Annotated in this window: 19 protein-coding genes and 1 pseudogene; 12 read left to right on the plus strand and 8 right to left on the minus strand. The window is 64.9% G+C overall.

Annotated features, from left to right (window positions below):
- Nucleotides 1-3: 3 nt before the first annotated feature.
- Complete coding sequence (gene cmk / locus BLR13_RS18345; RefSeq protein WP_074820876.1) at nt 4-633, plus strand: (d)CMP kinase; 630 nt, start codon at nt 4-6, stop codon at nt 631-633.
- Between the two features lie 29 nt (nt 634-662).
- Here the strand turns inward: cmk and BLR13_RS40220 are convergent, their stop codons facing one another.
- On the minus strand, nt 663-830 hold the full coding sequence (locus BLR13_RS40220; protein ID WP_154070813.1) for a hypothetical protein: 168 nt from the start codon (nt 828-830) through the stop codon (nt 663-665).
- A 495-nt stretch (nt 831-1325) separates the two neighbouring features.
- Here BLR13_RS40220 and rpsA point away from each other — a divergent pair, with 495 nt between their 5' ends.
- The 11 genes from rpsA to BLR13_RS18405 all read left to right on the plus strand — a co-directional run bounded on the left by rpsA (nt 1326) and on the right by BLR13_RS18405 (nt 13150).
- The gene (gene rpsA / locus BLR13_RS18355) at nt 1326-3026 is read left to right on the plus strand and encodes a 30S ribosomal protein S1 (RefSeq protein ID WP_074272187.1); all 1701 of its coding nucleotides are present in this window, start codon (nt 1326-1328) and stop codon (nt 3024-3026) included.
- Nucleotides 3027-3491: 465 nt separating this feature from the next.
- On the plus strand, nt 3492-4877 hold the full coding sequence (gene ltrA / locus BLR13_RS18360) for a group II intron reverse transcriptase/maturase (protein ID WP_244525128.1): 1386 nt from the start codon (nt 3492-3494) through the stop codon (nt 4875-4877).
- A 323-nt stretch (nt 4878-5200) separates the two neighbouring features.
- A complete protein-coding gene (gene sppA / locus BLR13_RS18365; RefSeq protein ID WP_074820870.1) occupies nt 5201-6181 on the plus strand; it encodes a signal peptide peptidase SppA in 981 nt (326 codons plus the stop codon).
- A 171-nt stretch (nt 6182-6352) separates the two neighbouring features.
- Nucleotides 6353-6658, plus strand: coding sequence for an integration host factor subunit beta (locus BLR13_RS18370; RefSeq protein WP_074820867.1), 306 nt, complete (start codon nt 6353-6355; stop codon nt 6656-6658).
- Nucleotides 6659-6772: 114 nt separating this feature from the next.
- Nucleotides 6773-7165, plus strand: a complete 393-nt coding sequence (locus BLR13_RS18375; RefSeq protein ID WP_074820864.1) for a lipopolysaccharide assembly protein LapA domain-containing protein — start codon at nt 6773-6775, stop codon at nt 7163-7165.
- Between the two features lie 64 nt (nt 7166-7229).
- Nucleotides 7230-7889, plus strand: coding sequence for a phosphoribosylanthranilate isomerase (locus BLR13_RS18380; RefSeq protein WP_074820859.1), 660 nt, complete (start codon nt 7230-7232; stop codon nt 7887-7889).
- On the plus strand, nt 7886-9103 hold the full coding sequence (gene trpB, locus BLR13_RS18385) for a tryptophan synthase subunit beta (RefSeq protein ID WP_074820856.1): 1218 nt from the start codon (nt 7886-7888) through the stop codon (nt 9101-9103). Before BLR13_RS18380 ends, trpB begins: the two co-directional genes overlap by 4 nt.
- Nucleotides 9100-9936, plus strand: a complete 837-nt coding sequence (trpA, locus tag BLR13_RS18390) for a tryptophan synthase subunit alpha (RefSeq protein ID WP_074820854.1) — start codon at nt 9100-9102, stop codon at nt 9934-9936. The genes trpB and trpA overlap by 4 nt, the downstream gene beginning before the upstream one ends.
- A gap of 159 nt (nt 9937-10095) precedes the next feature.
- On the plus strand, nt 10096-11037 hold the full coding sequence (gene accD, locus BLR13_RS18395) for an acetyl-CoA carboxylase, carboxyltransferase subunit beta (protein WP_074820851.1): 942 nt from the start codon (nt 10096-10098) through the stop codon (nt 11035-11037).
- Entirely contained in the window at nt 11034-12374 is a 1341-nt protein-coding gene (locus BLR13_RS18400; protein WP_074820849.1) for a bifunctional folylpolyglutamate synthase/dihydrofolate synthase, read from the plus strand. Before accD ends, BLR13_RS18400 begins: the two co-directional genes overlap by 4 nt.
- Nucleotides 12375-12409: 35 nt before the next feature.
- Nucleotides 12410-13150, plus strand: a complete 741-nt coding sequence (locus BLR13_RS18405; RefSeq protein WP_074820847.1) for a metallophosphoesterase family protein — start codon at nt 12410-12412, stop codon at nt 13148-13150.
- A 55-nt stretch (nt 13151-13205) separates the two neighbouring features.
- Here BLR13_RS18405 and trxA read toward each other — a convergent pair whose 3' ends face one another.
- The 7 genes and pseudogenes from trxA to BLR13_RS18440 form a co-directional block, all read right to left on the minus strand.
- A complete protein-coding gene (trxA, locus tag BLR13_RS18410) occupies nt 13206-13526 on the minus strand; it encodes a thioredoxin (RefSeq protein ID WP_027538091.1) in 321 nt (106 codons plus the stop codon).
- 69 nt (nt 13527-13595) lie between these two features.
- Nucleotides 13596-17130 (minus strand): annotated as a pseudogene (gene addA, locus BLR13_RS18415) (double-strand break repair helicase AddA).
- Complete coding sequence (addB, locus tag BLR13_RS18420) at nt 17124-20270, minus strand: double-strand break repair protein AddB (protein ID WP_074820841.1); 3147 nt, start codon at nt 20268-20270, stop codon at nt 17124-17126. The pseudogene addA and the gene addB overlap by 7 nt, the downstream one beginning before the upstream one ends.
- Nucleotides 20271-20485: 215 nt before the next feature.
- Nucleotides 20486-21208: a nucleotidyltransferase family protein gene (locus BLR13_RS18425; protein WP_074820838.1), complete on the minus strand. Its 723-nt coding sequence runs from the start codon at nt 21206-21208 to the stop codon at nt 20486-20488.
- 138 nt (nt 21209-21346) lie between these two features.
- Nucleotides 21347-21667 carry a PilZ domain-containing protein gene (locus BLR13_RS18430; RefSeq protein WP_074820835.1) on the minus strand — a complete coding sequence of 107 codons (321 nt, stop codon included), beginning with the start codon at nt 21665-21667 and terminating at the stop codon, nt 21347-21349.
- Between the two features lie 88 nt (nt 21668-21755).
- On the minus strand, nt 21756-23276 hold the full coding sequence (tsaE, locus tag BLR13_RS18435; RefSeq protein ID WP_074820832.1) for a tRNA (adenosine(37)-N6)-threonylcarbamoyltransferase complex ATPase subunit type 1 TsaE: 1521 nt from the start codon (nt 23274-23276) through the stop codon (nt 21756-21758).
- Nucleotides 23273-25792 (minus strand): PAS domain-containing sensor histidine kinase, encoded by a 2520-nt coding sequence (locus BLR13_RS18440; RefSeq protein ID WP_074820829.1) that lies wholly within the window; start codon nt 25790-25792, stop codon nt 23273-23275. Before BLR13_RS18440 ends, tsaE begins: the two co-directional genes overlap by 4 nt.
- Nucleotides 25793-25805 lie beyond the last annotated feature (13 nt).

A 25805-nucleotide genomic window follows, 5' to 3' on the forward strand; every position in this document is an offset into this window, starting at 1 on the left:
AGCATGATCATCGCCATCGACGGACCGGCGGCGTCCGGCAAGGGTACGCTCGGCAAGCGGCTCGCCCAGCATTACGGCTATCGCCATCTCGACACCGGCGTGATTTACCGCGCGGTCGCCAAGATGCTGCTGGATCAGGGGTTTGAACTGACCGACGAAGTGCGGGCGGTGGCCGCTGCGATGGCGCTCGATCCCACGAAATTCGATCATCCCGAACTGAAGTCGCAACGGATCGGTGATGCCGCGTCGGTGGTGTCGGCGTTTCCCAAGGTGCGCGACGCGCTGGTCAGCTTTCAGCGTCAGTTCGCGGCCGATCCGCCGGGCGCCGTACTCGACGGACGCGATATCGGAACGGTGATCTGCCCGGATGCCGATGTGAAGATTTTTGTGGTCGCGGACCCGCAGGTGCGCGCCCGCCGCCGCACGCTCGAAGCGCGCGGGCGCGGCGAAGAGGCCGACGAGGCATTGGTGCTGGCCGACATCATCCGCCGCGACGAGCGGGACCGGAATCGCGCGGCGGCCCCCCTGAAGGCGGCCGCCGACGCGCATATCCTGGATAATTCAAATCTCGACATCGAAGGCGGCGTTCGCGCCGCCATCGCGATCGTCGAGGCTGTGCTCGCCAGGCGCTAAGCGCCCGGCTTGTGATCAGTTCTTGGGGATCAGTTCTTCGACCAGTAGCGGTCGAACGGCAGTTCCTGCTCGGCCATGCTCACGATCGGCTGGTCGGCAGAGATGGTGCGCATGGATCCGGCGGCGCCGGGCATCGCGGCAATGGCGTTTCCGATGGTCAGGACGGCGACAGCCGTCAGCACGATAAAGCTCTTCATAGCGGTACTCCCCCTGTTTTTATAACGGTGTCATTGTGTGGGGCGGTGCTTAAGGCGGGGTTCCGGTCAGGGCTCGGCCAAAGGGCATTCGCAGAATGCGGTCAACAAGCCGTTGAAACAGGCGGTTAATGCGCCCGTGGCTCTGTCCCTGTCTGCCCCGAAGGCCCGCAAATCGGGCATTTCCGGCTTGCCGAAAATGGCCCTTGGCGCTATATCCACGCCCATCCGGGCCGCCATCGATGAGATCAGGGCTGTCCGAGCGGGCCGGCAGGAGGTTTTAGCCCCTGCCGTCATTGGAGGAATGTCCCGCTCCAGGTTCTTGAAGTCGATATTCAGGCCCCGGATAAATCAACGTATCGAACGTGCAGGCAAGCTGCCGGCCCGCCTTTGCGCACTCCCGCAAACAGCGGTCGTCAGGGTTTGCGGATCCCTGACACTTCACGCGCGATATGCCCTTAACCCGACTGGCCGGCGATCCCCGCATCTGGAGAACAAATGGCTTCGACTGCTGCTTCTTATAATCCTACCCGCGACGATTTCGCTGCGATGCTGGACGAGTCCTTCGCCGGCGGCAATTTGCAGGAAAGCTCCGTCATCAAGGGCAAGGTAGTTGCAATTGAAAAGGACATGGCCGTCATCGACGTCGGCCTGAAGACCGAAGGCCGCGTGGCGCTGCGCGAGTTCGCAGGACCCGGCCGCGAAAGCGATCTCAAGGTTGGCGACGAAGTCGAGGTGTTCCTCGACCGGATCGAGAATGCGCTCGGCGAAGCCGTGCTGTCGCGCGACAAGGCGCGCCGCGAGGAAAGCTGGGGCAAGCTCGAGAAGGCCTTCAACAACAACGAGAAGGTTCACGGCGTCATCTTCAACCAGGTCAAGGGCGGCTTCACGGTCGACCTCGACGGCGCGGTTGCGTTCCTGCCGCGCTCGCAGGTCGACATCCGGCCGATCCGCGACGTCGCACCGCTGATGAACAACTCGCAGCCGTTCCAGATCCTCAAGATGGACCGCCGCCGCGGCAACATCGTGGTGTCGCGCCGCACGGTTCTCGAAGAGACCCGCGCCGAGCAGCGCCAGGAGCTGGTGCAGAACCTCGAAGAGGGTCAGGTGATCGACGGCGTGGTCAAGAACATCACCGATTACGGTGCGTTCGTTGATCTCGGCGGCATCGACGGCCTGCTCCACGTCACCGATATCGCCTGGCGCCGGGTCAATCACCCGACCGAAGTGCTCACCATCGGCCAGACCGTGAAGGTCAAGATCATCAAGATCAACCACGAGACCCACCGCATTTCGCTCGGCATGAAGCAGTTGCTGGACGATCCGTGGCAGGGCATCGAGGCGAAGTACCCGCTGAACGCGCGCTTCACCGGCCGCGTTACCAACATCACCGACTACGGCGCGTTCGTCGAACTGGAGCCGGGCATCGAAGGCCTGATCCACGTCTCGGAAATGTCGTGGACCAAGAAGAACATGCACCCCGGCAAGATCGTTTCGACCTCGCAGGAAGTCGAAGTGCAGGTTCTCGAAGTCGATTCGGTCAAGCGCCGTATCTCGCTCGGCCTCAAGCAGACCATGCGCAATCCCTGGGAAGTCTTCGTCGAGAAGTTCCCGGTCGGTTCGACCGTCGAAGGCGAAGTCAAGAACAAGACCGAGTTCGGTCTGTTCCTCGGCCTCGAAGGCGACGTCGACGGCATGGTCCATCTGTCCGACCTCGACTGGAAGCTTCCGGGCGAACAGGTCATCGACAACTTCAAGAAGGGCGACATGGTCAAGGCCGTGGTGCTCGACGTCGATGTCGAAAAGGAGCGCATCTCGCTCGGCGTCAAGCAGCTCGAAGGCGACCCCTTCGCCGAGCCGGGCGACGTCAAGAAGGGCGCGGTCGTGACCTGCGAAGTGCTCGAAGTGAAGGAAGCCGGCATCGAGGTGAAGATCTCGGGCACCGACTTCACCACCTTCATCAAGCGCTCCGAACTCGCCCGTGATCGCAACGATCAGCGCGCCGAACGTTTCGCCGTCGGCGAGAAGGTCGATGCCCGCGTGATCCAGTTCGACAAGAAGGCCCGCAAGGTGCAGGTCTCGATCAAGGCGCTGGAAGTTGCCGAAGAGAAGGAAGCCATCGCGCAGTACGGCTCCTCCGATTCGGGAGCGACGCTGGGCGACATTCTCGGCACCGCGCTGAAGAACCGCGACAAGTAAGCGTAAGGCTTATTGTCCAGACATCAGGCCCCGGTTTCGACCGGGGCCTTTTTGTGTGTGCCCAGTATGAACGACAGCTTGGAGGTGGAAGTCCTCTATCCAGCCTGATGACGGCGAAGGATTAGTGAAGCGCAAGGGCGTCACCGCGAGGTGGGGTCTGAAGAAAGCGTGGAGCAAAACCGCGGCTCGATGGACAAGTACCGGATAACGAGGCCTACCCGGGCGGACGAGCGAGCACATGATCGCGAAGTCCATGGTCATCAAGGGCCGGGGTGGTAAATCCGGCGGGCGTGCGGCGAAGGCGGTCGGTCTTACCTCGGGAGGTCTGCGCGGTGTCCCGGCAACGGGACTGAGGCTGTCGTAAGGCGGCCTGATCGCCGCGCAGAAGTCAGCAGAGGGCATAGTAGGCGGTCGCGCGCCGCCGAAGGCCTGAACGGTGGAAGAGGTCAGTAGAGCGGCAATCTCGTGCAGACCGTGCAGCAGAAGACACAGCAAACACTGGACTTGGGCCGCGACGCGTCGGGTGAAGCCCGAAGCGCCCCCTCCCAAGGGACTGAAGCCGGCACGGCGAAAGCCTGTCTCGAACGCCCGGCGGTCGCGGGACCGTCGATGGAAGTAGTGATCGAGCGTGAGAACCTGAAGAAAGCGTTGGCGCGAGTAACGCGCAACAAGGGTGCGGCGGGCGTCGACGGGATCACCGCCGGCGAACTGCCGGCCTACCTGAAGGAGCACTGGCTCGCGATCCGAGCCCAACTGCTTGAGGACACCTACCAGCCACAGCCGGTGCGGCGGGTGGAGATACCGAAGGCGTCGGGCGGCCTGCGGCCGCTCGGCATTCCGACGGTGCTCGACCGGTTCATCCAGCAGGCGGTGATGCAGGTGCTGCAAGCGGACTGGGACGGAACGTTCTCCGAGACAAGCTTCGGCTTTAGGCCGGGCCGCTCGGCGCATCAGGCGGTGGAACGGGCGCAGGCGTATATCGCGTCCGGGCATGCCGTCGTCGTGGATATCGATCTGGAAAAGTTCTTCGACCGGGTCAACCACGACATCCTGATGGGGCTGGTTGCCAAGCGGGTCGCTGACAAGCGCCTCCTGAAGCTCATCCGCGCATTCTTGAATGCGGGGGTGATGGAGGGAGGACTGGTCAGTCCGACGGAGGAGGGTACGCCGCAAGGCGGACCGCTCTCGCCGCTGTTGTCGAACCTGATGCTGGATGTGCTGGACAAGGAATTGGAGAAGCGCGGTCACCGCTTCGTGCGCTATGCTGATGACTGCAACATTTATGTGCGCAGTCAGAAGGCGGGCGAGCGGGTACTGGCCGGCATCGAGAAGTTCCTGGAAAAGCGTCTCAAGCTCAAGATCAACAAAGCCAAGAGCGCGGTCGCCAAACCGAGTGTCCGCAAGTTCCTGGGCTTCAGCTTCACCGGCGGGAAAGAGCCACGGCGGCGCATCGCGCCGCAGGCGATCGCCCGCTTCAAAGCAAAAGTCCGGGAGCTGACGCGGCGCACGTGCGGGCAAAGCCTCGCGCAGATCGTCAAGAAGCTGTCGGTCTACCTGATCGGGTGGCGCGGCTACTTCGGCTTCTGCCAAACACCGTCAGTGTTGCGCGCGCTTAATGAGTGGCTCAGGCGGCGGTTGCGCGCCATCGCCTGGAAACAATGGAAACGGGGTGACACTCGCTTTGCCGAGTTGCGACGCTGCGGCGTCGGCCGGGATCTGGCGGCACAAACCGCCGGCAGCCCACATGGCCCTTGGCGGCTCGCAAACAGCCCCGCGCTCACCATCGCCATGCCAATCGCGTTCTTCAGTGCACTCGGCCTAACTTCCGTCGCGGCACCACAGACCGCATGATCCACCGAACCGCCGGATACGGACCCGTATGTCCGGTGGTGTGGGAGGGGCGGAGCTGTGAGGCTCCCCCCTATCCCGATTGCCTTCGTCGTCCCGGCCAAGCGAAGCGCGAGCCGGGACCCATAACCACCGAGGGAATGATGTGAGCGGGGCTGAAGCAACATCGAATGCAGCAACGATCGCCTGTGGTTATGGGTCCCCGCCTTCGCGGGGACGACGACGGGGCCTTGTTTTCTTCATATTGGATCGCAATTGATGTATCTGGATAACGCTTCGCTAGCGCTGCGGCTGCAAAACGCGCGGGATATTTTGGGAGAATTTCGATGTCGCTCGATTCGGATGTGATCGTCGATCGCCGCAGGATCCGCCGCAAGCTGACCTTCTGGCGCGTCTTCGCCGCCGTGGTCGCGATCGCGGCGGTCATAGCCGTCGGCGTGATCGCGACGCCGGGCGGCCGCGCTTCGCTGACCTCGTCGGGGTCGATCGCGCGCGTCAACATCGAGGGGCTGATTCGCAGCGACCAGGAGCGGGTCCAGGCGCTGGAGCGGCTGGAGAAGTCGCAGGCGGCCGCCGTCATCGTCCACATCAATTCGCCTGGCGGCACCACGGCCGGCTCCGAGCAACTTTATGATGCGCTGGTGCGCCTGAAGGCCAAGAAGCCGCTGGTCGTGGTGGTCGAGGGGCTGGCGGCTTCCGGCGGATATATCGCGGCGATCGCGGCCGATCGCATCATCGCCCAGCAGAGCTCGCTGGTCGGTTCGATCGGCGTGTTGTTTCAATTCCCGAATTTCACCGAGTTGTTGAAGACCGTCGGCGTCAAGGTCGAGGAAGTGAAATCCTCGCCGTTAAAGGCTGCGCCGAACGGGTTTGAGCCGACCAGCCCGGAAGCCCGTGCCGCCCTCGACGCGCTGGTGAAGGACTCCTACGCCTGGTTCCGCGACCTCGTGAAGACGCGGCGCGGGATGGACGACGCGCTGCTCGAAAAGGTCGCGGACGGACGTGTGTTCACCGGCCGCCAGGCGGTGGAACTGAAGCTGATCGATCAGCTCGGCGATGAAAAAGCCGCGGTTGCCTGGCTGGTTGCCGAAAAGAAGGTCAAGAGTGACCTGCCGGTGCGCGATTACAAGCTCAGCCCGCGCTTCGGCGACCTGACTTTCCTGCGAACAGCGGCCTCCATCACGCTCGATGCCCTCGGTCTGGGCACCGTCGCGCGGCAAATCGAGCAGGCCGGCGTCGCACAGGCGGTCGACCAGCTCCGGCTCGACGGGATGTTGGCCTTGTGGCGGCCCGCGGCCTCCAATTGAACCGTGATGGGGCAGTGCGGGACGATTCTCCCGCATTGCGAGTATTGCCCCAATCCCCTTCCGGACCGTTTGTCACGTCATTTCGCGACGTCCAAAATTGATTTAGCGTCTTGACAGTTCAAGGCATTTTCACGGAAATGGATACCCGCACGACCGTGGATCCCAGTTTCGATGATCAAATCCGAGCTTGTTCAGCGCATCGCCGAGCACAACCCGCATCTCTATCAGCGGGATGTGGAGAACATTGTGAACGCGATCCTCGATGAGATCGTCGCTGCCCTGGCGCGTGGCGACCGTGTCGAGCTGCGCGGGTTCGGCGCTTTCTCGGTCAAGCATCGTCCGGCGCGCGCGGGGCGCAACCCGCGTACCGGCGCGCATGTGCCGGTCGACCAGAAGAGCGTCCCGTTCTTCAAGACCGGCAAGGAAATGCGTGAGCGGCTGAACCGCGAGGGCGGCGCGCCGGAGGCCGGCGCGTAAGGCTCCCCTTGGGGGCCAGACGATCTGTAGCCGTGTTGCGGAACCTGACGAGCCCTGCGAGACGTACCCTACGCGGCTTGGGCCCGCCGAGCTCCATCACACCGAGAGATGGTCATGCGAAAGTTTCTAACGGCGCTGGTCGTCATTCCCTTAGGGCTCATCTTCATCGTCTTCGCGGTCGCCAATCGCTATCTGGTGACGGTGTCGTTCGATCCGTTCAATTCCGCCGATCCCTCGGTCGCGGTGACGCTGCCGCTGTTCGTGGTGATCATCGTGGCCGCCATTCTGGGGGTGGCGGCAGGCGGCATGGCGACCTGGTTCCGGCAGCGCCACTGGCGCCGCGCGGCCCGCCAGCATGAGGCCGATGCCCGCAGGGCCCGGGCCGAAACCGCCGATTTACGGGCTGCGGCGGCAGCTTCCCGGGGCCAGCCGCAGCAGCTTCCGGCACCGGCCCAGCGCGGGATTTACGGGGCCGCCGGGCGAGACAAGCTGGGCGCGACGTTGTAGAACCCGCCCCTTAAGCTCCGTTCCAAACCGGCCATCGCGGCTTCAAATCCGCCCCCGAGAGACCATGTCCCTGCTTGTCAAAATTTGCGGCCTGTCCACGCGCGAGACGCTCGACGTCGCGCTCGGAGCCGGCGCCGACATGGTGGGTTTCGTGTTCTTCCCGCCGTCGCCACGGCACCTCAGCCTCGAAACCGCGCGTGAGCTCGGCAAGCAGGCCAAGGGCCGGGCCACCAAGGTGGCGCTGACGGTCGATGCCGACGATGCGACGCTTTCCAATATCGTCGAAACCCTGCAGCCGGATCTGCTGCAGTTGCACGGCAAGGAAACCATCGCACGGCTGCGCGACGTCAAGGCCAGGTTCGGCCTGCCGGTCATGAAGGTGATCGCGGTCGAAACGTCGGCCGACCTCGCCGCACTGCCGGGCTTTGCCGACGTTGCCGACCGGATCCTGTTCGATGCCCGCGCGCCGAAGGGCGCCACCCGCCCCGGCGGCCTCGGCGCCGTATTCGACTGGCAGTTGCTTTCGAAACTCGATCTCAAACTGCCGTATATGGTTTCAGGCGGGCTTAACCCCGACAACGTCGCGGAGGCCATTCGCGTCACCCGCGCCGGCGGCGTTGACGTCTCCTCCGGCGTCGAGCGGTCGCCAGGTCACAAGGATCCCGAGATGATCCTGAAATTTATTCGCGCCGCGCGCGCCACCGAAGAGCTGATGGTCCGATGAATCCAAACCTGCCCAATTCCTTCCGCAGCGGTCCTGACGAGCGCGGGCATTTCGGCATCTTCGGCGGCCGCTTTGTCGCGGAAACGCTGATGCCGCTGATCCTCGACCTCGAAAGGGCCTATGCCGACGCCAAGGCCGATCCGTCATTCCAGGCCGAGATGAACGGCTATCTCAAGGACTATGTCGGCCGGCCGTCGCCGCTGTATTTCGCCGAACGCCTGACCGAGCATCTCGGCGGCGCGAAGATCTATTTGAAGCGCGAGGAGCTCAATCACACCGGCTCGCACAAGGTCAACAACGTGCTCGGCCAGATCATGGTCGCGCGCCGCATGGGCAAGAAGCGCATCATCGCCGAGACCGGCGCCGGCCAGCATGGCGTCGCGACCGCAACTTTGTGCGCGCGGTTCGGGCTCGAATGCATCGTCTACATGGGCGCGGTCGACGTCGAACGGCAGCAGCCCAACGTCATCCGCATGGAAATGCTGGGCGCCAAGGTGGTCCCGGTGCAGTCGGGCTCGCGCACGCTCAAGGACGCGATGAACGATGCGCTGCGCGATTGGGTCACCAACGTGCACAACACCTTCTACTGCATCGGCACCGTCGCGGGCCCGCATCCCTATCCGATGATGGTGCGCGACTTCCAGTCGATCATCGGCATCGAGACCCGCAAGCAGATGCAGGAGACCGAGGGGCGCTTGCCGGATTCGCTGATCGCCTGCATCGGCGGCGGCTCCAATGCGATGGGCCTGTTTCATCCCTTCCTCGACGATCCCTCCATCGAGATCTTCGGCGTTGAGGCCGCCGGTCATGGCCTCACCCAACTGCACGCGGCTTCGATCGCGGGCGGCCGGCCGGGCGTGCTGCACGGCAACCGCACCTATCTGCTGATGGATGACGACGGCCAGATTCAGGATGCACATTCGATCTCGGCGGGGCTCGATTATCCCGGCATCGGCCCGGAGCATTCCTGGCTGCACGAGACCGGCCGCGTCACCTATCTGTCGGCGACCGACGACGAGGCGCTGGCGGCGTTCCAGCTGCTGTCGCGGCTGGAAGGCATCATCCCCGCGCTGGAGCCGGCACACGCCATCGCCAAAGTCATGGACCTCGCGCCGAAGCGGCCGAAGGATCATCTGATGGTGGTCAACCTCTCCGGCCGCGGCGACAAGGACGTGCCGCAGGTCGGCGACATCCTGAAGGGCAAGAAGAAGTGACCACCCGTATCGACGCACGCTTTGCCGAACTCGCCAAACAGGGCCGCTCGGCTTTCGTTACCTTTGTGATGGCCGGCGATCCCGATCCGAAAACCGCGCTCGACATCATCAAGGCGCTGCCGAAGGCCGGCGCCGACATGATCGAGATCGGCATGCCCTTTACCGATCCGATGGCCGACGGCCCGTCGATCCAGGCGGCGGGCTTGCGCGCGCTCAAGGCCGGGATGACCCTGAAGAAGACGCTGGAGATGGTGCGCGCGTTCCGCAAGGACGACGACACCACGCCGCTGGTGCTGATGGGTTACTACAATCCGATCTATATCTACGGCGTCGACAAGTTCCTCGTCGATGCGAAGACTGCCGGCGTCGACGGGCTGATCATCGTCGACCTGCCGCCGGAGGAAGATACCGAACTCTGTCTGCCGGCGATGAAGGCGGGATTGAATTTCATCCGTCTGGCGACGCCGACCACCGACGACAAGCGCCTGCCCGCGGTGCTCGCGAACACGTCGGGCTTTGTCTATTACGTCGCGATCACCGGCATTACCGGCAGCGCCAGCGCCGATTCGGGCGCGGTCGGTGAGGCCGTCGCCCGCATCAAGCGGCATACCAAATTGCCGGTTTGTGTCGGCTTCGGCATCCGCACGCCGGAAGCGGCGCGGGCGATTGCCGAGAATTCCAATGGCGCCGTGGTCGGCACCGCGCTGGTCGATGCCTTGCGCGGCAGCCTCGATGCCGAGGGTCGCGCGACCGCCAAAACCGTTACCGCGGTGGCTGACCTCGTCGCCGCGTTGGCTCAGGGCGTGCGTGGAGCGAAACAGGCCGCGGAATAAGCCATAATTTGATGGAATTAAGCGGGGGCATGATCCGGAAAAGTGGGTACCGGTTTTCCGAAAAGATCATGCCTAATCTAAAAGACAGCGGCTTGCCGGAATAACTCCGGGCCGCCATATCTTCCAGTTGATGCGTCTAACCGCATTTCGGAGCGAAACATGAATTGGCTCACCAATGTCGTCCGGCCGAAAATCCGCAGCATCCTGCGGCGCGAGACGCCGGAGAATTTGTGGATCAAGTGCCCGGATTCCGGGCAGCTCGTGTTCTACAAGGACGTCGAGGCCAACCAGTTCGTGATCCCCGGCTCGAACTACCACATGCGCATGGGCGCGGGGGCGCGGCTGAAGTCGGTGTTCGACAACCAGACCTGGTACGACATCGCGCTGCCCGACGTCACCGCCGACCCGCTGAAATTCCGCGACGAGCGCAAATACGCCGACCGTATCAAGGACGCGCGCGCCAAGACCGGGATGAACGACGCCGTCAAGGTCGGCTTCGGCAAGCTGGAAGGCGCCGGCGTCGTGATCGCGGTGCAGGATTTCGATTTCATGGGCGGCTCGCTCGGCATGGCGGCGGGCGAAGCGATCGTGCGCGGGATGGAGCTCGCGGTCGAAAAGAAATCGCCGTTCATCATGTTCGCAGCCTCCGGCGGCGCGCGGATGCAGGAAGGCATCCTGTCGCTGATGCAGATGCCGCGCAGCACCGTCGGCGTGCAGATGTTGCGCGAGGCCAAGCTGCCCTACATCGTGGTGCTGACCAACCCGACCACCGGCGGCGTCACCGCGTCCTATGCGATGCTCGGCGACGTGCAGATCGCCGAGCCCGGCGCGCTTATTGGCTTCGCCGGCGCGCGCGTGATCGAACAGACCATTCGCGAAAAACTGCCGGAAGGTTTTCAGCGCGCCGAATATCTGCGCGACCATGGCATGGTCGACATGGTGGTGCATCGCCACGAGATGCGCCCCACTCTGGCAAGACTCTGTCGTCTCCTGACCAAATCGCCGGCGATCGAGGTTGTTTCCAAGCCTGCGCCTGTCATCACCGACCCGGCCCAGATCGTCCAGGCGCCGGATGCGGTGCCGGCCGCTCCCCACGCGTGAACGCGCCTGCCGCCAAACCCCAACCGCTCGATCAGTTGATCGCGCGGCTGTCGGCCCTTCATCCGCGTCAAATCGACCTCAGCCTCGATCGCATGCACCGGCTGCTGGCGGCGCTCGATCATCCCGAGCGCCGGCTGCCGCCGGTCATCCATGTCGCGGGCACCAACGGCAAGGGCTCGACGGTCGCTTATCTGCGCGCGATCCTCGAAGCCGCCGGCTTGCGCGTCCATGTTTTTACCTCGCCGTATCTGGTTCGGATCAACGAATGCTTTCGCCTGGGCCGCAACAAGGGCGGCGTGCTGGTGGACGATGACGAATTGCGCGGAACGCTGGAGCATTGCGAGCGGGCCAACAAAGGCGAGCCGGTCACGATCTTTGAAATCGAGACTGCTGCGGCGTTCTGTCTGTTTGCGCGGCATCCGGCCGATGTCGTGTTGCTGGAGGTCGGTCTCGGTGGCCGGCTTGATTCCACCAACGTGATCGCGGCGCCGCTGGCTACCGTCATCGCGCCGGTCAGCATGGATCACACCGAATTTCTCGGCAATTCGCTGACGGCGATCGCGGGCGAGAAGGCCGCCATCATCAAGCGCAACGTGCCGGTGGTGTGCGCCGAGCAGGCGCCGGACGCGATGGCGGTGATCGAGGCGCAAGCCGGCCGCATGCGTGCGCCGCTGCATGCAGCCGGCCAGCAATGGCATGTCAGCGTCGAGCGCGGCCGGCTGGTTTACCAGGACGAGCGCGGCCTGATGGATCTGGCGGCGCCAAAGCTGTTCGGGCGGCATCAGTTCGACAATGCCGGACTGGCGATTGCGACCTTGCGTGCGATCGATGCGTTCAAGATCGGCATGCCGGCGTTCGAGGCCGGTATCGTCAACGCGGAATGGCCGGCGCGGATGCAGCGCCTGGTCTCGGGCGCGCTGGTCGATCAGGGCCCGACGGGTTGCGAGATCTGGCTTGATGGTGGCCACAATGCCGAGGGCGGCCGCGTGACGGCCGCAGCACTCGGCGATCTCGAGGAACGGGTGTCTCGCCCGCTCGTCGTGATCGCGGGCATGATGGCGAACAAGGATGCCGGCGCCTTCCTCGCCAATTTCGCCGGGCTGACGCGTCACATTATGGCGGTGCCCATTCCCGGCCGCGGCAACGCGATGCCGCCGGACCGTCTGGCGGATGCCGCCCGCGCGCTCGGCATGCGCGTGGAGAATGCCGCCAGCGTCGAAGCCGCGCTGCAGACGCTGTCGCGCCTCGCTTACGAAGTGCCGCCGCGCATCCTGATCACGGGCTCGCTCTACCTCGCCGGGCATGTCCTCGCTGTCAACGGCACGCCTCCTGCATAGTAATTTGCGTGTCGAGATAGCGATTGGAATTTAGGATGCGTTTTGCCGCGATTGCCGACGTGCACGGGAATTATCTCGCGCTGGAAGCCGTGCTGGCCGACATCCGCGCGCAGGGAATTACTGACATCGTCAATCTCGGCGACATAGCGAGCGGCCCGCTCGACGCGCGGCGCACGATGGACATGCTGATGGCGCTCGACGCCGTGCATGTGCTCGGCAACCACGACCGCTATCTGATCGACCGGCTCCCGGAGAAGATGGGTTCATGGGACCGGCCGGCCCATGCGCAACTCGATGCCAGTCATCTCGACTGGCTGCGCGCGGTGCCGAAGACGCAGGTGTTTCGCGAAAAAGTCTTCCTCTGCCACGCCACGCCCGCGCATGACGAGATCTACTGGCTGGAGACCGTCTTGCCTGACGGTACGGTGCGAATGTCGTCGCTCGACGCGATCGAGGAGCGAGCCAAGGGGGTCACGCAGTCACTGATCCTGTGCGCCCACACCCACGTCGCCCGCGCTGTCCAGCTTCGTGACGGCCGCCTGGTCGTCAATCCCGGCAGCGTCGGCTCGCCCGGCTATCGCGATATTCATCCATATCCGCATGTCATCGAAGCCGGCACGCCGGATGCGCGTTACGCGATTTTAGAACTCGTCGCCGGCGATTGGCGCGTGACGTTTCGTCATGTGCCGTACGATCACGCCGCGATGGCCGATCTGGCGAGGCAGAACGGTCAAGCCGAATTGGCGTCCGCGCTGGCGACGGGATGGATTGAATAAAACAAAACGGCCGGCGATGAGCCGGCCGCTTCAGAACAACGATCGTATCAGCCGATCACACCGCAGCGGTGATCCACTGCTGCAGCTTCTGCTTCGGCGCGGCGCCGACCTGGCGCGAGGCCATCTCGCCGCCCTTGAAGATCATCAGGGTCGGGATCGACATCACGCCGTACTTCGAGGCCGTCTTCGGGCTCTCATCGACGTTCAGCTTCACGATCTTGACCTTGTCGCCCATGGCGCCGGAAATCTCGTCAAGCGCGGGCGCGATCATGCGGCAGGGGCCACACCATTCGGCCCAGAAATCGACCACGACCGGGCCGGTCGCGTTGAGCACTTCGGCTTCGAAATCAGCGTCAGAAACCTTGCCAACGGCCATGGGAATACCTCGTTCGGTTGGATTAAGGGACGCGGCTTGGAGAATCGCGCCGGGGATCATGCGGCAAACCTATGAACGCGACCTTGCCGGGTCAAGCACGGTCATCCCTTTGGATAATGGCGGCCAGCTCCGCGTCCAGCGCAGGGGCTGAAATCTCCATGAATTCAGGCGTTTCGGTCCAAAGCAGCGCGGCACGAACCGGCAGCTGGGGATAAAGTTTGCCGAGCACCGCCCGATATAGCGCCAACTGGCGGACATATCCCTTCGGCGCCTCGGCTGCGTGCGTCGGCGGGGCGTGGTTGGTCTTGAAATCGACGATCAGAACCTCGTGATCGGTCACGACCAGACGGTCGATCTGCCCCGAAACCAGCGCCGGTTGCCGGTGCGGCCGCTCCAGCCGGCCGACGATCGAGACCTCGGCGCGGCTGCCGGGTGCGAATACCGGCGCGAAACGTGCGTCGGCAATCAATGCCAGCGCGCCTTCCGCCAGCTGCCTGCGCTCATCTTCGGTCCAGCCATCGGCGTTGCGCGCGAGATAAGCGAGTGCCGCATCGTGGCGGCTTGAGGCCGCGATATCGGGCAGCGACTGCAGCAGCCGGTGCACCAGCGTCCCGCGCTGAAGCGCACGGGCCCGCTGTGCAATGGATTCGCCGGTGCGGACCGGATGGCTGTCTCCATTGGTGGGTTCGGAAGGCCGCAACGCGCTGTCCGCTGACGTTTCCGGCTGCGCTGGTGTCAGCAGCCAGGTCGGCAGTGCGATCGGTGCGGCTGTTGGCGTCGCGGCGGCAGCGGAGCCTGTGGCAGGAACGGCTTCCTCGGCCAGCGTGTAGCGCGTCACCTTGCCGTTTGGCGTTTCGAGTTCCAGCACCTGCAGATCGGAACGCGCGAGACCCTTGGCGATCAGATCGTACCAGGAGGATTTCCGCACCGTGCTCATGTTGCCGGGCATGCAGCCGCCGACGATCAGCCGGTCCGCTGCGCGCGTCATCGCCACGTACAACAGGCGACGATATTCGTCCTCGGTATCGGCGATCATGGCCGCGCGCGCGGCAACGACGGAGGAGGGATCCTCGGCCTTGCGCCCGGCCCACACCACGACGCCGGGCGCATGCGGATCGGCGTTTCCCTGGGACAGGTTGATCAGCTTCAGCCGCTGCGTGTCCGAAGGCGAGGTGGTGGTGTCGACCAGGAACACGACGGAGGCTTCCAGGCCCTTGGCGCCGTGCACGGTCATGACGCGGACCTCGTCGCGCGAGATTTCCATGTCGCGCTTCACTTCGGTGTCGGCCGCGCGCAGCCACGCCATGAAGCCCTGCAGCGAGGCCGGTGCCTTGCGCTCATAGTTCAGCGCCAGTTCGAGAAACTCGTCGAGCGCGTCGTTGGCCTCATGTCCGAGCCGTTGCAGGATTCGCGCGCGGCCGCCGTCGCCGCCGAGCAGCCAGGCGTAGAACGCAAACGGTGTCTCGTGGACGACGCGGCGCTCGCATTGTTCGAGCCGCCACAGCACATCCCGCAACAGGCCGTCGGTCGCGGCGCGGGCGGTCAGCGCGGCGCGCAGCGAACCCTTGCGATCCCGCGCCAGCTTGAACAGGTCGCCATCGGTGAGGCCGAACAGCGGGCTCTTCAGCGCCACCGCGAGCGCCAGGTCGTCCTGCGGCAGCAGCAGCGCGTCGGCAAGGTTCATCAGGTCGATGATCGCGATATGCTCGGTCAGCTTGAGCCGGTCGGCGCCCGCGACCGGGATACTGGCGTGCTTCAGCGCCTGGATGACGGCGTCGAACGCATTGCCGCGCCGCCGCACCAGCACCAGCATGTCGCCGTAGCGCAGCGGCCGGCGGGCGCCGGTACTGCCGGTCATGGTGCCGCCATCGACCAGCGCCTTGATCTCGGCTTGAATGCGTCGCGCCAGTTTCACTTCCGGGCTGGTCAGCGAGACGCCGTCGAACGGCGCGCGCCAGCCCTCGATGTCCTGCCTGTCGTCGGATTCCGCGAGTTCCCAGAGATCGATCAGGCTCGGGCCGGCGTCGGGAAGCGCCTCATGCCGAGGCATGCCGTCCTTGTCCGTGGTGATGCTCTGGTAAATCTCGGAAGAGTGAAAGGCGTTCTCCACGGCGCGGAGTACGCCCATCCCCGAGCGGAAGGAGTAGGTGAAGGAAATCGGCTCGAATTTCTGACGCGCCGCCTGGAGCTTGTTTTGAAAATATTGGCGCATTTCGGCGAACTCGCGCGGCTTCGCGCCTTGAAACGAAAAGATCGATTGCTTTTCATCTCCGACAGCAAAGACCGTGCGAACGACGCCGTCGCGGGCACCTGCGCCAGTCGTGAACTCGGACGTGATATGCTTGACGATGTCCCACTGCCGCGGGCTGGTATCCTGCGCCTCGTCAATCAACACGTGGTCGACGCCGCGGTCGAGCTTGTAATGCACCCAGCCGGAGGAGACGCGGTCGAGCATGGCGAGCGTCTTGTCGATCAGGTCGTCATAGTCGAGCAGGCCGCGTTCCTGCTTCTCGCGCCGGTAATTCGCCGCCGCCGCAGTCGCGATATGCAGCAGCGCCTCGGTGCGGTCGCGCGCCGTGACCGCACGGCGGCGTTCGATCAGGGGCGCGATCCGGGAGGTCTCCGCGTCGAACAGCCGGCCTAGGGCCGGATTGCTGTCGATGAATTTCTTCGTTACGACGGATTTGCGGGGCGTGCGATCGGCCTCGGTAAGAAACACCCCGAAATATTCGTCGACCTGCGCGGCGCCGGTGAAGATCACGGCGTCGCGCAACCGGCGCGCCTGCTCCTGGTCGGTTTTGCTGCCGGTATCGAGAATGCCGGCGATTTCCCGCCAGATCGACCGCGGCAGGTTCGGTCCATCGACGATGGCGCGCTCGACGTCTTCGATGCGGTCATTCGGATCGACGCCGAGGGCTGCGGAAATCTGCGCTGCGGCGGCATGCGCGCTGCCGGCGGCGTCGGTCCATGCCATGAAGTGATCGCGGCTCAGGCACGCCTCGCGCACGACGTCCTTGAAGGTCACGTCGGCGGCGCTCGCCATCGCCGTCATCAGCGCGCGCCCGGTGGCGCTGTCGGGGTGCCGCGACGCCTCCAAAAATACCCCGAGATTGGCGCGTTCCATCATCTCGTTCTGGTCGCGGTCGTCGAGCACGGCGAAGCGCGCCGGCACATTGGCCTCGAACGGGAATTGCTGCAGCAGCCGCGTACACAGCGCGTGGATGGTCTGCACCTTCAAGCCACCCGGCGTTTCCAGCGCACAGGCAAACAGTTTGCGCGCGTCCCGCCGCAGCTTGGCGCTGGGATGGGCGATGCCGGCCTCCCGGATCGCCGTATCGAGTTCCGCGTCATCGAGCGTGACCCAATGACCGAGGGTGGAAAACACCCGTTCCGCCATATTGGCGGCGGCAGCCTTGGTGAAGGTGATGCAGAGGATTTTTTCCGGCGCCACGCCGTCGAGCAGCAGCCGGATCACGCGCTGCACCAGTACGTGCGTCTTGCCGGAACCGGCGTTCGCCGAGACGAAGGCGGAGGCTGCCGGATCGGAGGCGCGCGCCTGCGTCGCGCGGACCGCGGGCGGAATGATGCGCGGGGCCTTCACCATTCCTCGATTCCCAGGCCGCCGGCTGCAGACCATTCCTTGATGCGGGCGAGGTCGTCATAGGCGCCGTAGCGGTTCGACCACATCGACAGGTTCAGGGAGGTGTAGGCCTGATCCTCGTTCTCGAAAGCGCGGATCAGGGCTTCCAGCTTCTGCAGCGCCTCGTCGGCCGCAGCATCCGGTGGCTGTGGCGTATCGTTGTTTCGGATTTTCAGCTCCAGCGTCCGTTGCAGGCCGGGCGGATTGTTGCCGCTGAGCCTGACATAGACCAGTTCGCCGACGGAGGAATCCGCCGGAATATCCTTGAAGCCGCCTTTGCGCAGGATCGCGGCCTCCAGCGTCAGTTGCGGCGACAGGCCCATGCGCACCTGCTTGCCGGTCGGCGGTTGCCCGGTCTTGTAGTCCAGGATCGCAAAGCTGCCGTCGTGGCGTCGCTCGATCCGGTCGGCGCGCGCGGAGAGAACGAAAGTCCGCGCATTGTCGAGCGAAATTCCGATGTCGCCTCGGGTCTCGGCCTTGATGTTGTCGATGCTGTCGCGCCGCGCCTGCTCCCAATCGGCGAACCAGCCGACAATGCGCTGAAACCGCGGCCACCACAGCGCCTTTGCCTCCGGCCGTTCCATCAGCGGGGCAAAATGTTTCGCGCCGATGGCGCGCAGCGTCTGCACGACGTCGCCGGGCAGTGCTTCGGCAAAGGTCTGGGTGAATTCCCCGAGCGCATTGTGAATCGCCGAGCCGCGATCGGCGGCCGACAGCGGCATGTCGACGGGATCGAGCGGATCGAGCCGCAAAATATATTTCGCGTAGATGGTGTAGGGATCGCGCAGCCAGTCCTCGATTGCGGTGACCGACAGTTTGAGCGGCCGCGTTGCCAGCGGCGGCTTTGGCGCGGGCTGTTTGACCGGCTCGACTTTCTCGGGCCGGTCCAGTTCATCGGCGAAGCGGACATAGTTTTCGCCGGCACGCTTCGCTTCTTCCCAGCGCGCTTCGCCGGCGACGGCTTCGAGCCGGTGCAGGAAGCGCGAGGCGACGGCCGGCGCGCCGCCGACTTTCGCGGAATGGGTGAGAATCACCTCATTGGTCCCGAGCAGTTGCGCGAAGTCGTGCGCGGCGAGGCCGATACGGCGCTCCGGAAGATCGAGGCCGAGTTCATGCCGCATCGGCCGGCTCAGCCATGGATCGACCCGCGGCGCCGGCGGCCACACGCCCTCGACCAGTCCGCCGAGGATGACACGATCGGCTTCCGTCATGCGCGCTTCGAGCTGGCCGTAGATCTGCAGGTGCGCATTGGCATGCTCCGGCCGGCGCACCATGCGGTCGGCAAAGGCGGTTTGAAACACCTCGGGATAATCGCCGAGCTGGACCATCAGCCCGCTGGGCTTGCCTTCGCCGAGCAGATCGTCGAATGCCGCCGCCAGTGCCGATCCCTGACTGCCCTCGAACACCACGGCCACGCCGTCCTGGTCGCCGCAAAGCGCGGTCAGCACCTCGTGGTGGCGTTGCGCCAGTTCGGCAAAATCATAGGGCCTCGATGGCGCCATGCTCTCCAGCGGTGCGAACGCCTTCTGCAGCGCGGCGATCAGCGATCGGGCCAGATCAAGCTCATCCTCTTTCAACTTCGCGCGCTGCTCGGAGCGGTGAAGTGACGAGGTTTCCTCGTTGTTGAGTTTTTTGAGCTCGCTCCGGAAACGATCGAAGTCGCGGGCGAGGCCTTGGCTACCGGCTTGCGGCCGGGTGCCGCGCAGCACCGCCAGTTCGAGCACTTCGATGGCGCGCTTGAGCGTTCCCAGCGCACCGCCGAGCCGGAGCAGCGGATGCTTCAACAGCGCCAGCAAGGTCGGCGGTTCCAGCCCCTTGGCGGCGGCCTCCGCGGTGAGGCGCGCAAAAATGCCGGCGGGGGTGTCTGTCAGGGCGTCGCCGCCGGAATCGTCGAATTCGAGATTCCAGCGGGTCAGCGCCGCCATCACCCGGCGGGCCAGCGCGCGGTCCGGCGTCACCAAGGCTGCCGATTTGCCGAGATGCCGCGCCTCGCGCATCGCAATCGCGATCGCCAGCGACTCCATTTCGGAATTCGGCGCTTCGACCACCGCGAGGTTGGCCATCCCGGCGGAAATCTTCGCGGATACCTCCGGCTGCGCCAGCCGGTCATGCCATTGCTCGGTCGCGCTCGACGGCCGCATCGTCTCCGAGACCAGCACGTCGCGACCCTGTGCCGCCGGCGTGCCCAGGATCTCGACATCGCGGCGCCGGATGCCGAAGCGGTCGAGCAGTCCCTGCATCGCGAATTGCGGATGGTTCGACGAGGGCTGCGTGGTGAATTTGCCCTTGATGTCCCTGACGCCGCCGATGATCTGCCAGGCGTCGTCGTCAAGATCGGTATCGAGCCCCGGCAGCACCACCGCGCCTTGCTTCAGGCCGGCGACGACGGCCAGGAATTTCGCGGTCGCGGGCATCGAGCCGGTCGAACCCGCCGCGATCACCGGGCCGTCGTGATGCGCGGCGAGGCGCACGGCTTCCGCGTCGATCAGACGATCGCGCCGTTCCGCGGGCTCGATCCTGCCGATTTCCTTCAGATGATCCGGCCATATCTGGCGCGCGATGCGCAGGAATTGCAGCGAGTGCTGCCAGTATTGGTCGAGCTGGTCGGGCACCAGTTTGTCGAGCGCTTCCCAGGCGACGCCGCGCGTCACCATGTCGTCCATCAGCCGCGCCAGGTCGCCGGCCAGCGCCAGCGTCGAAGCTGGGCCGCCGACCACGAGCGGCGCCAGCACCGGACCCTTCGCCCAAGCGGCAACGAGGTGCGCCAGCGTCAACCGGCGTTCGAGCTCGCCGAGCCGCGGCGGAATGTCGAGCGGCGCGGTGCCGCCGAACTGTTCGGAGCTTTCCGAAAACGCCAGCTCATCCTCGTCGATGTCGCCGAGCGCGACGATGCGCGGCAGGATCGCGGCATCGCTTTTCAACTCATCGAGAAAAATTTCCCGCGCCAGCCGTCCGGCGCGCCGGGTCGGCAGATAGAGCGTCGCCCGCGCCAGATTCAACGGATTGTTGCGGGCCTCGAATCCATCGACCAGCCGGCCATCGACCAGAGCGGCGATAACGGTGCGCAACAGCGGCACGGAGACGGGAACGCTGAAAACGCGCATGGGCTTCCTGATTCGAGGTCAGGGGCCAATATAGGGAGCGAAGGTCGCTCTTCCCACTCGCTTTTCGCGGAGCGGGGCGATCTATCAGACCTCATCCTGAGGAGCCTGCGCAGCAGGCGTCTCGAAGGATGAACGGCACCGACCGGACCACATGGTTCGAGACGGCGCTATGCGCCTCCTCACCATGAGGGTCCGACGGCTGTTGCGAAGCGAGCTTACGCCACGCTCTCCAGAAACGCCTCTTCCGCGGCCTCGACCGCATCGGGGGTTCCGACATGCATCCAGACGCCGTCGAGCCGCAGGCCGAACAGCCGCTCCTGTTCGTTGGCGCGGTCGAACATCTTCGTCAGCGAAAACTCGCCGGCGGGCGCGCCGTCAAACAGCGACGGCGACAGGATGGCCGCGCCGGCATAGACGAACGGCACCACCTGATGCTCCCTGCGTTTGCGCAACGCACCATCCGGCAGCATCGCGTAGTCGCCGCGGCCGGCATAGCCGATGCTGGTCGTGGTCGGCGCCATCAGCAGCAGGATGTCCATCCGCGCCGGATCGAAGGTTTCGGCCAGCCGCGTCAGGTTAGGCCGCACGCCGTCGATCCACATCGTGTCGGCATTGAGATGGAAGAACGGCTGGCTGCCCAGCAGAGGCAGCGCCTTGACCACGGCGCCGCCGGTGCCGAGCACCTGGTCGCGTTCATCGGAGATGATGACACGGGGGCGGCTGCGGGTAGCGGTATGCGTGATGATCTGGTCGGGCAGGTAATGCACGTTGACCACGGCTTCGCTGACGCCGGCATCGGCGAGCTTGTCCAGCACGTGATCGAGCAACGGCTGGCCCGCCACACGCACCAGCGGCTTCGGCATGTGGTCGGTCAACGGGCGCATGCGCAGGCCAAGACCGGCGGCGAGAACCATGGCTTTGGTGGGGATAACGGGCATGTCGGGAATTTCTCTAACCCTCAAAGGCGCGCCAAATCCGCGCCACGGATCATATCACGGTGATTCGCCGGTGACAGCGACTGTCAGGCGATAGTCGCCGGACATGACGGCTGTACGACGGCACCGGCACCCCCGACTTCAGGCCTCGGCGTCGGCGCGCTTGGCCGCTGCCTTTTTCTTCTTGTCGGCCTGCTTCAGGAAATTGACGCCAATCTGGTCGCCATTGACCCAGGCCAGTTCGCAGCGGCGATAGGCGAGCCCGGTTGACGACAGCAGCAGGAAGAATTCCTTCAGATGCAAACCCTCGACGGAACCATCGACCGTCAGCTTGGCGCCGGTCTCGGAGACGTCCTCCATCACGCAGTCGCGCCGCCAGGTGCCGTCGATGCCCATCATGTGCGCGGCAAAGCCGCGCTCGAATGTGACGCGATCACCCTTGCGCCGTTCCGATGTCGCCATGGCCGAATTCCCGCTTCCAAGACGGCTGCCCCATATCGCGAGCACAGCCTTTTCCAGCTTAAAGGGAAGGTGGCTAACAAGTGGTAAATCAGGGAACCGGCGGGGGGACGTTCGCGGCGTACCAGTCGCGAAACCCGGCCAGCGCCGGGTGCACCAGCGAGCGGTTCAAATAGGTCCAGATCCGGGGCTGGTGGCGCAGATATTGCGGCTTTCCGTCGCGGCGGTTGAGCCGGGCGAAGGTGCCGAGCAGGCGCGTGTTTCGCTGCGCCGACATGATGGCGTAGAGCTCGGCGAAATCGGCGGCGTCGAACTGGCTGTCGGCCGCGCGCCGCGCCTTGATGTAGCGGGTCAACAGCGTCAGCTCGAGCTGCTCCGGGACATCGATCCGGGCATCCTGCAGCAGCGACACCAGATCGTAGGCGGCAGGCCCCAGCACGGCATCCTGGAAGTCGATGATGCCGACGCGCAGGATGCCGGTGCGTTCGCCGAGCCAGATGATGTTGGGGGAATGAAAGTCCCGCATCACCCACGTCCGCAGCGCGGCTGCCGGCTTCGCCAACACCTGGCGCCACATCGCTTCGAATTGTTCGCGGCCTTCACGGCTGAGCTCGGCGTCGCGGTCGGCGAGATACCATTCCGTCATCAGCCCGATCTCGACCAGCCACGCGTCGATGTCGAACACGGGCATGGCGTAGCTGAGCTCTGGTGTCAGCGGCAGCGTTTCGGGCAGCGTCTCGCGGTGCAGCGCCGCCAGCATGTCGACGGCGGCCTCGTAGCGCTCGGCGATCGGCCGCGGCGGGTCGCCTTCGATCACACCAGCGTCGCCGAAATCCTCGGTGATCAGGAAACCCTGGTCGAGATCGATGTGCCGGATCGCGGGCGCCGAGAAGCCATGCCGGCGCAGGCCGTTGGCGATGGCGACGAACGGCTTGACGTCTTCGGCGAGATGCACCGCCGCGCTGTAGGATTTCCCGTCATAGATCGCCGGTCCATCCGGACGCCGCGGCGAGTTCATCAGGATGGCGGCGTCGCCGTCCTGGACGAGCCGCGCATAGGAACGCGTCGAGGCATCGCCGGGCATGCGCTCCCGCTCCGCATTCGTGAAGCCGGCGTCATCGAGGAAGTAGCGCAGGGCGCTCAGCCTCTCGACCTGCGCGGCGGCCTTGCCGTAGCCGGTAATCGCGGCGGCGCGCGCGGAGGATCCGAACGCCGGACGATGGCTGAAGGCAAGGTCGATGCGATCTTCGGGAAGCGCGTCCGGGGCGCGCTCCGGCCACTCGATCAGGACCAGCGTGCCCTCCGGCAGCGGCGACAGTCCGATCTCCTCCAGCTCGCTGGCATCGTTGATGCGATAGAGGTCGGCGTGAACGATCGGAAACGGCAGGTCGTAGCTCTGCGCCAGCGTGAAGGTCGGGCTCGGCACCTCCAGCGCGGCGTCGTCGGCGAGATAGCGGATCATCGCCCGGGCTGCTGCGGTCTTGCCGGCGCCGAGATCGCCCGACAGCGTGATCACATCGCCGGGGCCGACCAGAAGCGCGAGGTCCGCCATCAGATGCGCGGTCGCCGTCTCGTTCGGGAGCGCTATGGAGAATGTCGCGGGCGCGGTCATTCGGCGGCGTTGCGATGGGCGTTCTGATCGATCGGGAAGTCGCAGGAAACCGCCGTGCCCTGGCCGACCGCCGAATCGACCCGTACCTTGCCGCCATGCAGTTCGACAAAAGAGCGCACCAGCGACAGGCCGAGGCCGGCGCCGCGGTGGCGCGAGCCGTTGGAATGGCTCTCGAACCAGTCGAACACCTTGTCTTTCACGTCGGGCGGAATGCCGGGGCCGGAATCGGTGACGGTGAAGGTCACCCGATGCTCGCTTCGCTGCGCGCTGATCGTGACGGCTGCATCATGCGGCGAGAAGCCGACCGCATTGGCGAGCAGGTTGTAGAGCACCTGCACGACGCGGCGTTCGTCGCCAATGAAGACGCCGATACTGGGGTCGATGTCGACCTTGAGCTCGATGCGATCGGTCGCGAGCCGGTCCTGGATGCCTTCGGCGGCATCGCGGATCGCCTTCTCGATATTGACCGGGCCGAGCTCAAGCTTCATGGCGCCGGCATCGATGGTGGCGAGATCGAGAATGTTGTTGGTCAGTGCCAGCAGCGCATTGGTCGATTTGGTGACGTAGTCGAGATATTCGGCCTGCTTTGCCGTCAGCGGGCCGGTCGAGGGGTCGCTGAGGAAATGCGCGAAACCGATGATGGTGGTGAGCGGCGCGCGCAATTCGTAGGAGACGTGGTGGACGAAATCGACCTTCATCTGGTCGGCGGCCTCGAGCGCCTCGTTGCGCTCGCGCAGCGCCCGTTCGACGTTCTCGGTGTCGCTGATATCCTGGAAGGTCAGCATGGTCGCGCCGTCGGGCAGCGGCATGGTCATGCAGTCGAGCACGCTGCCGTCCTTGCGCTCGAGCTTCAGCGCCACCTGAGCGCGGTTGTCGATCGCGGTGATCGCCTCGCGCAGCGTTCGCCACGCCACAAGGTCGTCGAACAGCGGCTTGCACCAGGCTTCGACGGTCTCGATGTGGGGCTGTTCCTTGAGCGATTCAGCGGACAGTTTCCACATCTTCGCGAAGGCGGGATTGAACAATTCCACGCGGCCGTTGCTGCCGAACACGGCCACCGCTTCGACGAGATTGTCGAGCGTTTCGTGCTGGACCCTGGTCAGCCGGTCGAACCGGCGCGCCAGATCGAGGCTTTCGGTGACATTGTCGAACAGATAGGTGACGCCGCCTTCGAGGTTCGGCGTGGTGACGACGCTGACCGCGCGGCCGTCCGGCAGGAACCAGGTGTAGGTTTCGGGTTCGACGGCGCGATAGGCCTCGTGCAGTTTCGCCTTCCAGGCCCGGAAGTCCGGCTGCTCCGGCAGTTTGCGCGCGGCGCGCAGCCGGTCGAGCACGCTGGAATCGTCGGGGTTGGCGTCGAGAAATGCCTGATCGAGGCCCCACAGCCGCCGGTAGGATTCGTTGTAGAAAGCGAGCCGCCGCTGGCCGTCGAAAACAGCCACGCCGGACGATAATTGGTCGAGGGTGCGGCGATGCGCTTCCGCCATCCGGTCCATGGCGGCGCGGAGCGAGGTCGCCTCACTGGCGTCGATCGCGATGCCGGCGCTGCCGCCGGCCAGCTTCACGGCCTGGACATCGTAGATGCGCCGCTCGCCGCCGACCACGATCGGCAGCCGCGCGTTGAAAGTGGAATTGCCGTTCAGCGTCCGGCTCATGTCGCTGCGCTGCTCGGTTTCGAGCAGTTCGAGGTTGCGCTGGATCGCGTCGGCGACGCTGGCCCCCTCGGTGGCCCGCACATAGGCCGTATTGGCGTAGCGAAGGTTGCCTTCCGTGCTCTTGGCCCAGATCGGCCAGGGCGCGGCGGCGGCGAAGTCGCGCAACAGCTCGGTTTCTTCCTGCAGCGTCTTGTAGCGGAGGTTTGATTCGGCGAGTTCGCGGCGCAGTCCGCCGAGTTCACGAATCCTGACAATGGCTTGTCCGCCGATGGCGCGGCCCATGGCCTCGATCGCGCGGCCGTTGGAGGTGGAGAGGTTGAGCAGGAAGCCTTCGCCGGCCTCGCGCAGCGCGTCGACCGCATGGTCCATTTGCAACGCCGGTTCCGGCGGCAGCCAGGTTCCAAAAGCGAGAATACGCTGCGGCGAATTTTGCGCGGCGTCGGGCGAGATCAATAGCGAGGTGTCGCCAGAGATCTGTGGCCGGTTTTCGCCCGCGGCCCAGGCAATCAGGATTTGCGGCTCGGCGAACAGCAGCGCGCGCAGCCGGTCGGCCTGATCCTGCAATCCAGCGATGTTGGCGCGCAGGCCGAGTTCGGTGCGGGTGGCCCGAACGCGGGTGTGCATCAACAGGATCGCCGCCACCACGGAAAAGCCAACGAGCGCCAGCGCCGTCGTCAGCACCGCGACTTCCTGATGATTGAAGTTGAACCAGACCGAAATCGCCTGTTCCACGGTCAAATCGCCGGCAAAGGCGGGTTCCGATGCGGCCGACAGCGCGGCGGCGAGCGCGAGCAGGCCGTGGCGCGCCAGTGAGGTGCACGACAGCAGGTTTCGACGCATCGCCGCGACTACGCCCGACATAATTTGCCCCAGA

This window comes from Bradyrhizobium ottawaense (assembly GCF_900099825.1).
In the GTDB taxonomy this organism is placed as follows: Bacteria; Pseudomonadota; Alphaproteobacteria; order Rhizobiales; family Xanthobacteraceae; genus Bradyrhizobium; species Bradyrhizobium ottawaense_A.

What these genes read in the sequence shown, in the direction of transcription:
- cmk (WP_074820876.1), top strand. Translation starts at nt 4, where the DNA reads ATGATCATCGCCATCGACGGACCGGCGGCGTCCGGCAAGGGTACGCTC.
- trpB (WP_074820856.1), top strand. Translation starts at nt 7,886, where the DNA reads ATGAATCCAAACCTGCCCAATTCCTTCCGCAGCGGTCCTGACGAGCGC.
- tsaE (WP_074820832.1), bottom strand. Translation starts at nt 23,276, where the DNA reads ATGACCGCGCCCGCGACATTCTCCATAGCGCTCCCGAACGAGACGGCG.
- rpsA (WP_074272187.1), top strand. Translation starts at nt 1,326, where the DNA reads ATGGCTTCGACTGCTGCTTCTTATAATCCTACCCGCGACGATTTCGCT.
- trxA (WP_027538091.1), bottom strand. Translation starts at nt 13,526, where the DNA reads ATGGCCGTTGGCAAGGTTTCTGACGCTGATTTCGAAGCCGAAGTGCTC.
- BLR13_RS18425 (WP_074820838.1), bottom strand. Translation starts at nt 21,208, where the DNA reads ATGCCCGTTATCCCCACCAAAGCCATGGTTCTCGCCGCCGGTCTTGGC.
- addB (WP_074820841.1), bottom strand. Translation starts at nt 20,270, where the DNA reads ATGCGCGTTTTCAGCGTTCCCGTCTCCGTGCCGCTGTTGCGCACCGTT.
- BLR13_RS40220 (WP_154070813.1), bottom strand. Translation starts at nt 830, where the DNA reads ATGAAGAGCTTTATCGTGCTGACGGCTGTCGCCGTCCTGACCATCGGA.
- BLR13_RS18440 (WP_074820829.1), bottom strand. Translation starts at nt 25,792, where the DNA reads ATGTCGGGCGTAGTCGCGGCGATGCGTCGAAACCTGCTGTCGTGCACC.
- BLR13_RS18375 (WP_074820864.1), top strand. Translation starts at nt 6,773, where the DNA reads ATGCGAAAGTTTCTAACGGCGCTGGTCGTCATTCCCTTAGGGCTCATC.
- BLR13_RS18405 (WP_074820847.1), top strand. Translation starts at nt 12,410, where the DNA reads ATGCGTTTTGCCGCGATTGCCGACGTGCACGGGAATTATCTCGCGCTG.
- accD (WP_074820851.1), top strand. Translation starts at nt 10,096, where the DNA reads ATGAATTGGCTCACCAATGTCGTCCGGCCGAAAATCCGCAGCATCCTG.
- BLR13_RS18430 (WP_074820835.1), bottom strand. Translation starts at nt 21,667, where the DNA reads ATGGCGACATCGGAACGGCGCAAGGGTGATCGCGTCACATTCGAGCGC.
- BLR13_RS18370 (WP_074820867.1), top strand. Translation starts at nt 6,353, where the DNA reads ATGATCAAATCCGAGCTTGTTCAGCGCATCGCCGAGCACAACCCGCAT.
- sppA (WP_074820870.1), top strand. Translation starts at nt 5,201, where the DNA reads ATGTCGCTCGATTCGGATGTGATCGTCGATCGCCGCAGGATCCGCCGC.
- BLR13_RS18380 (WP_074820859.1), top strand. Translation starts at nt 7,230, where the DNA reads ATGTCCCTGCTTGTCAAAATTTGCGGCCTGTCCACGCGCGAGACGCTC.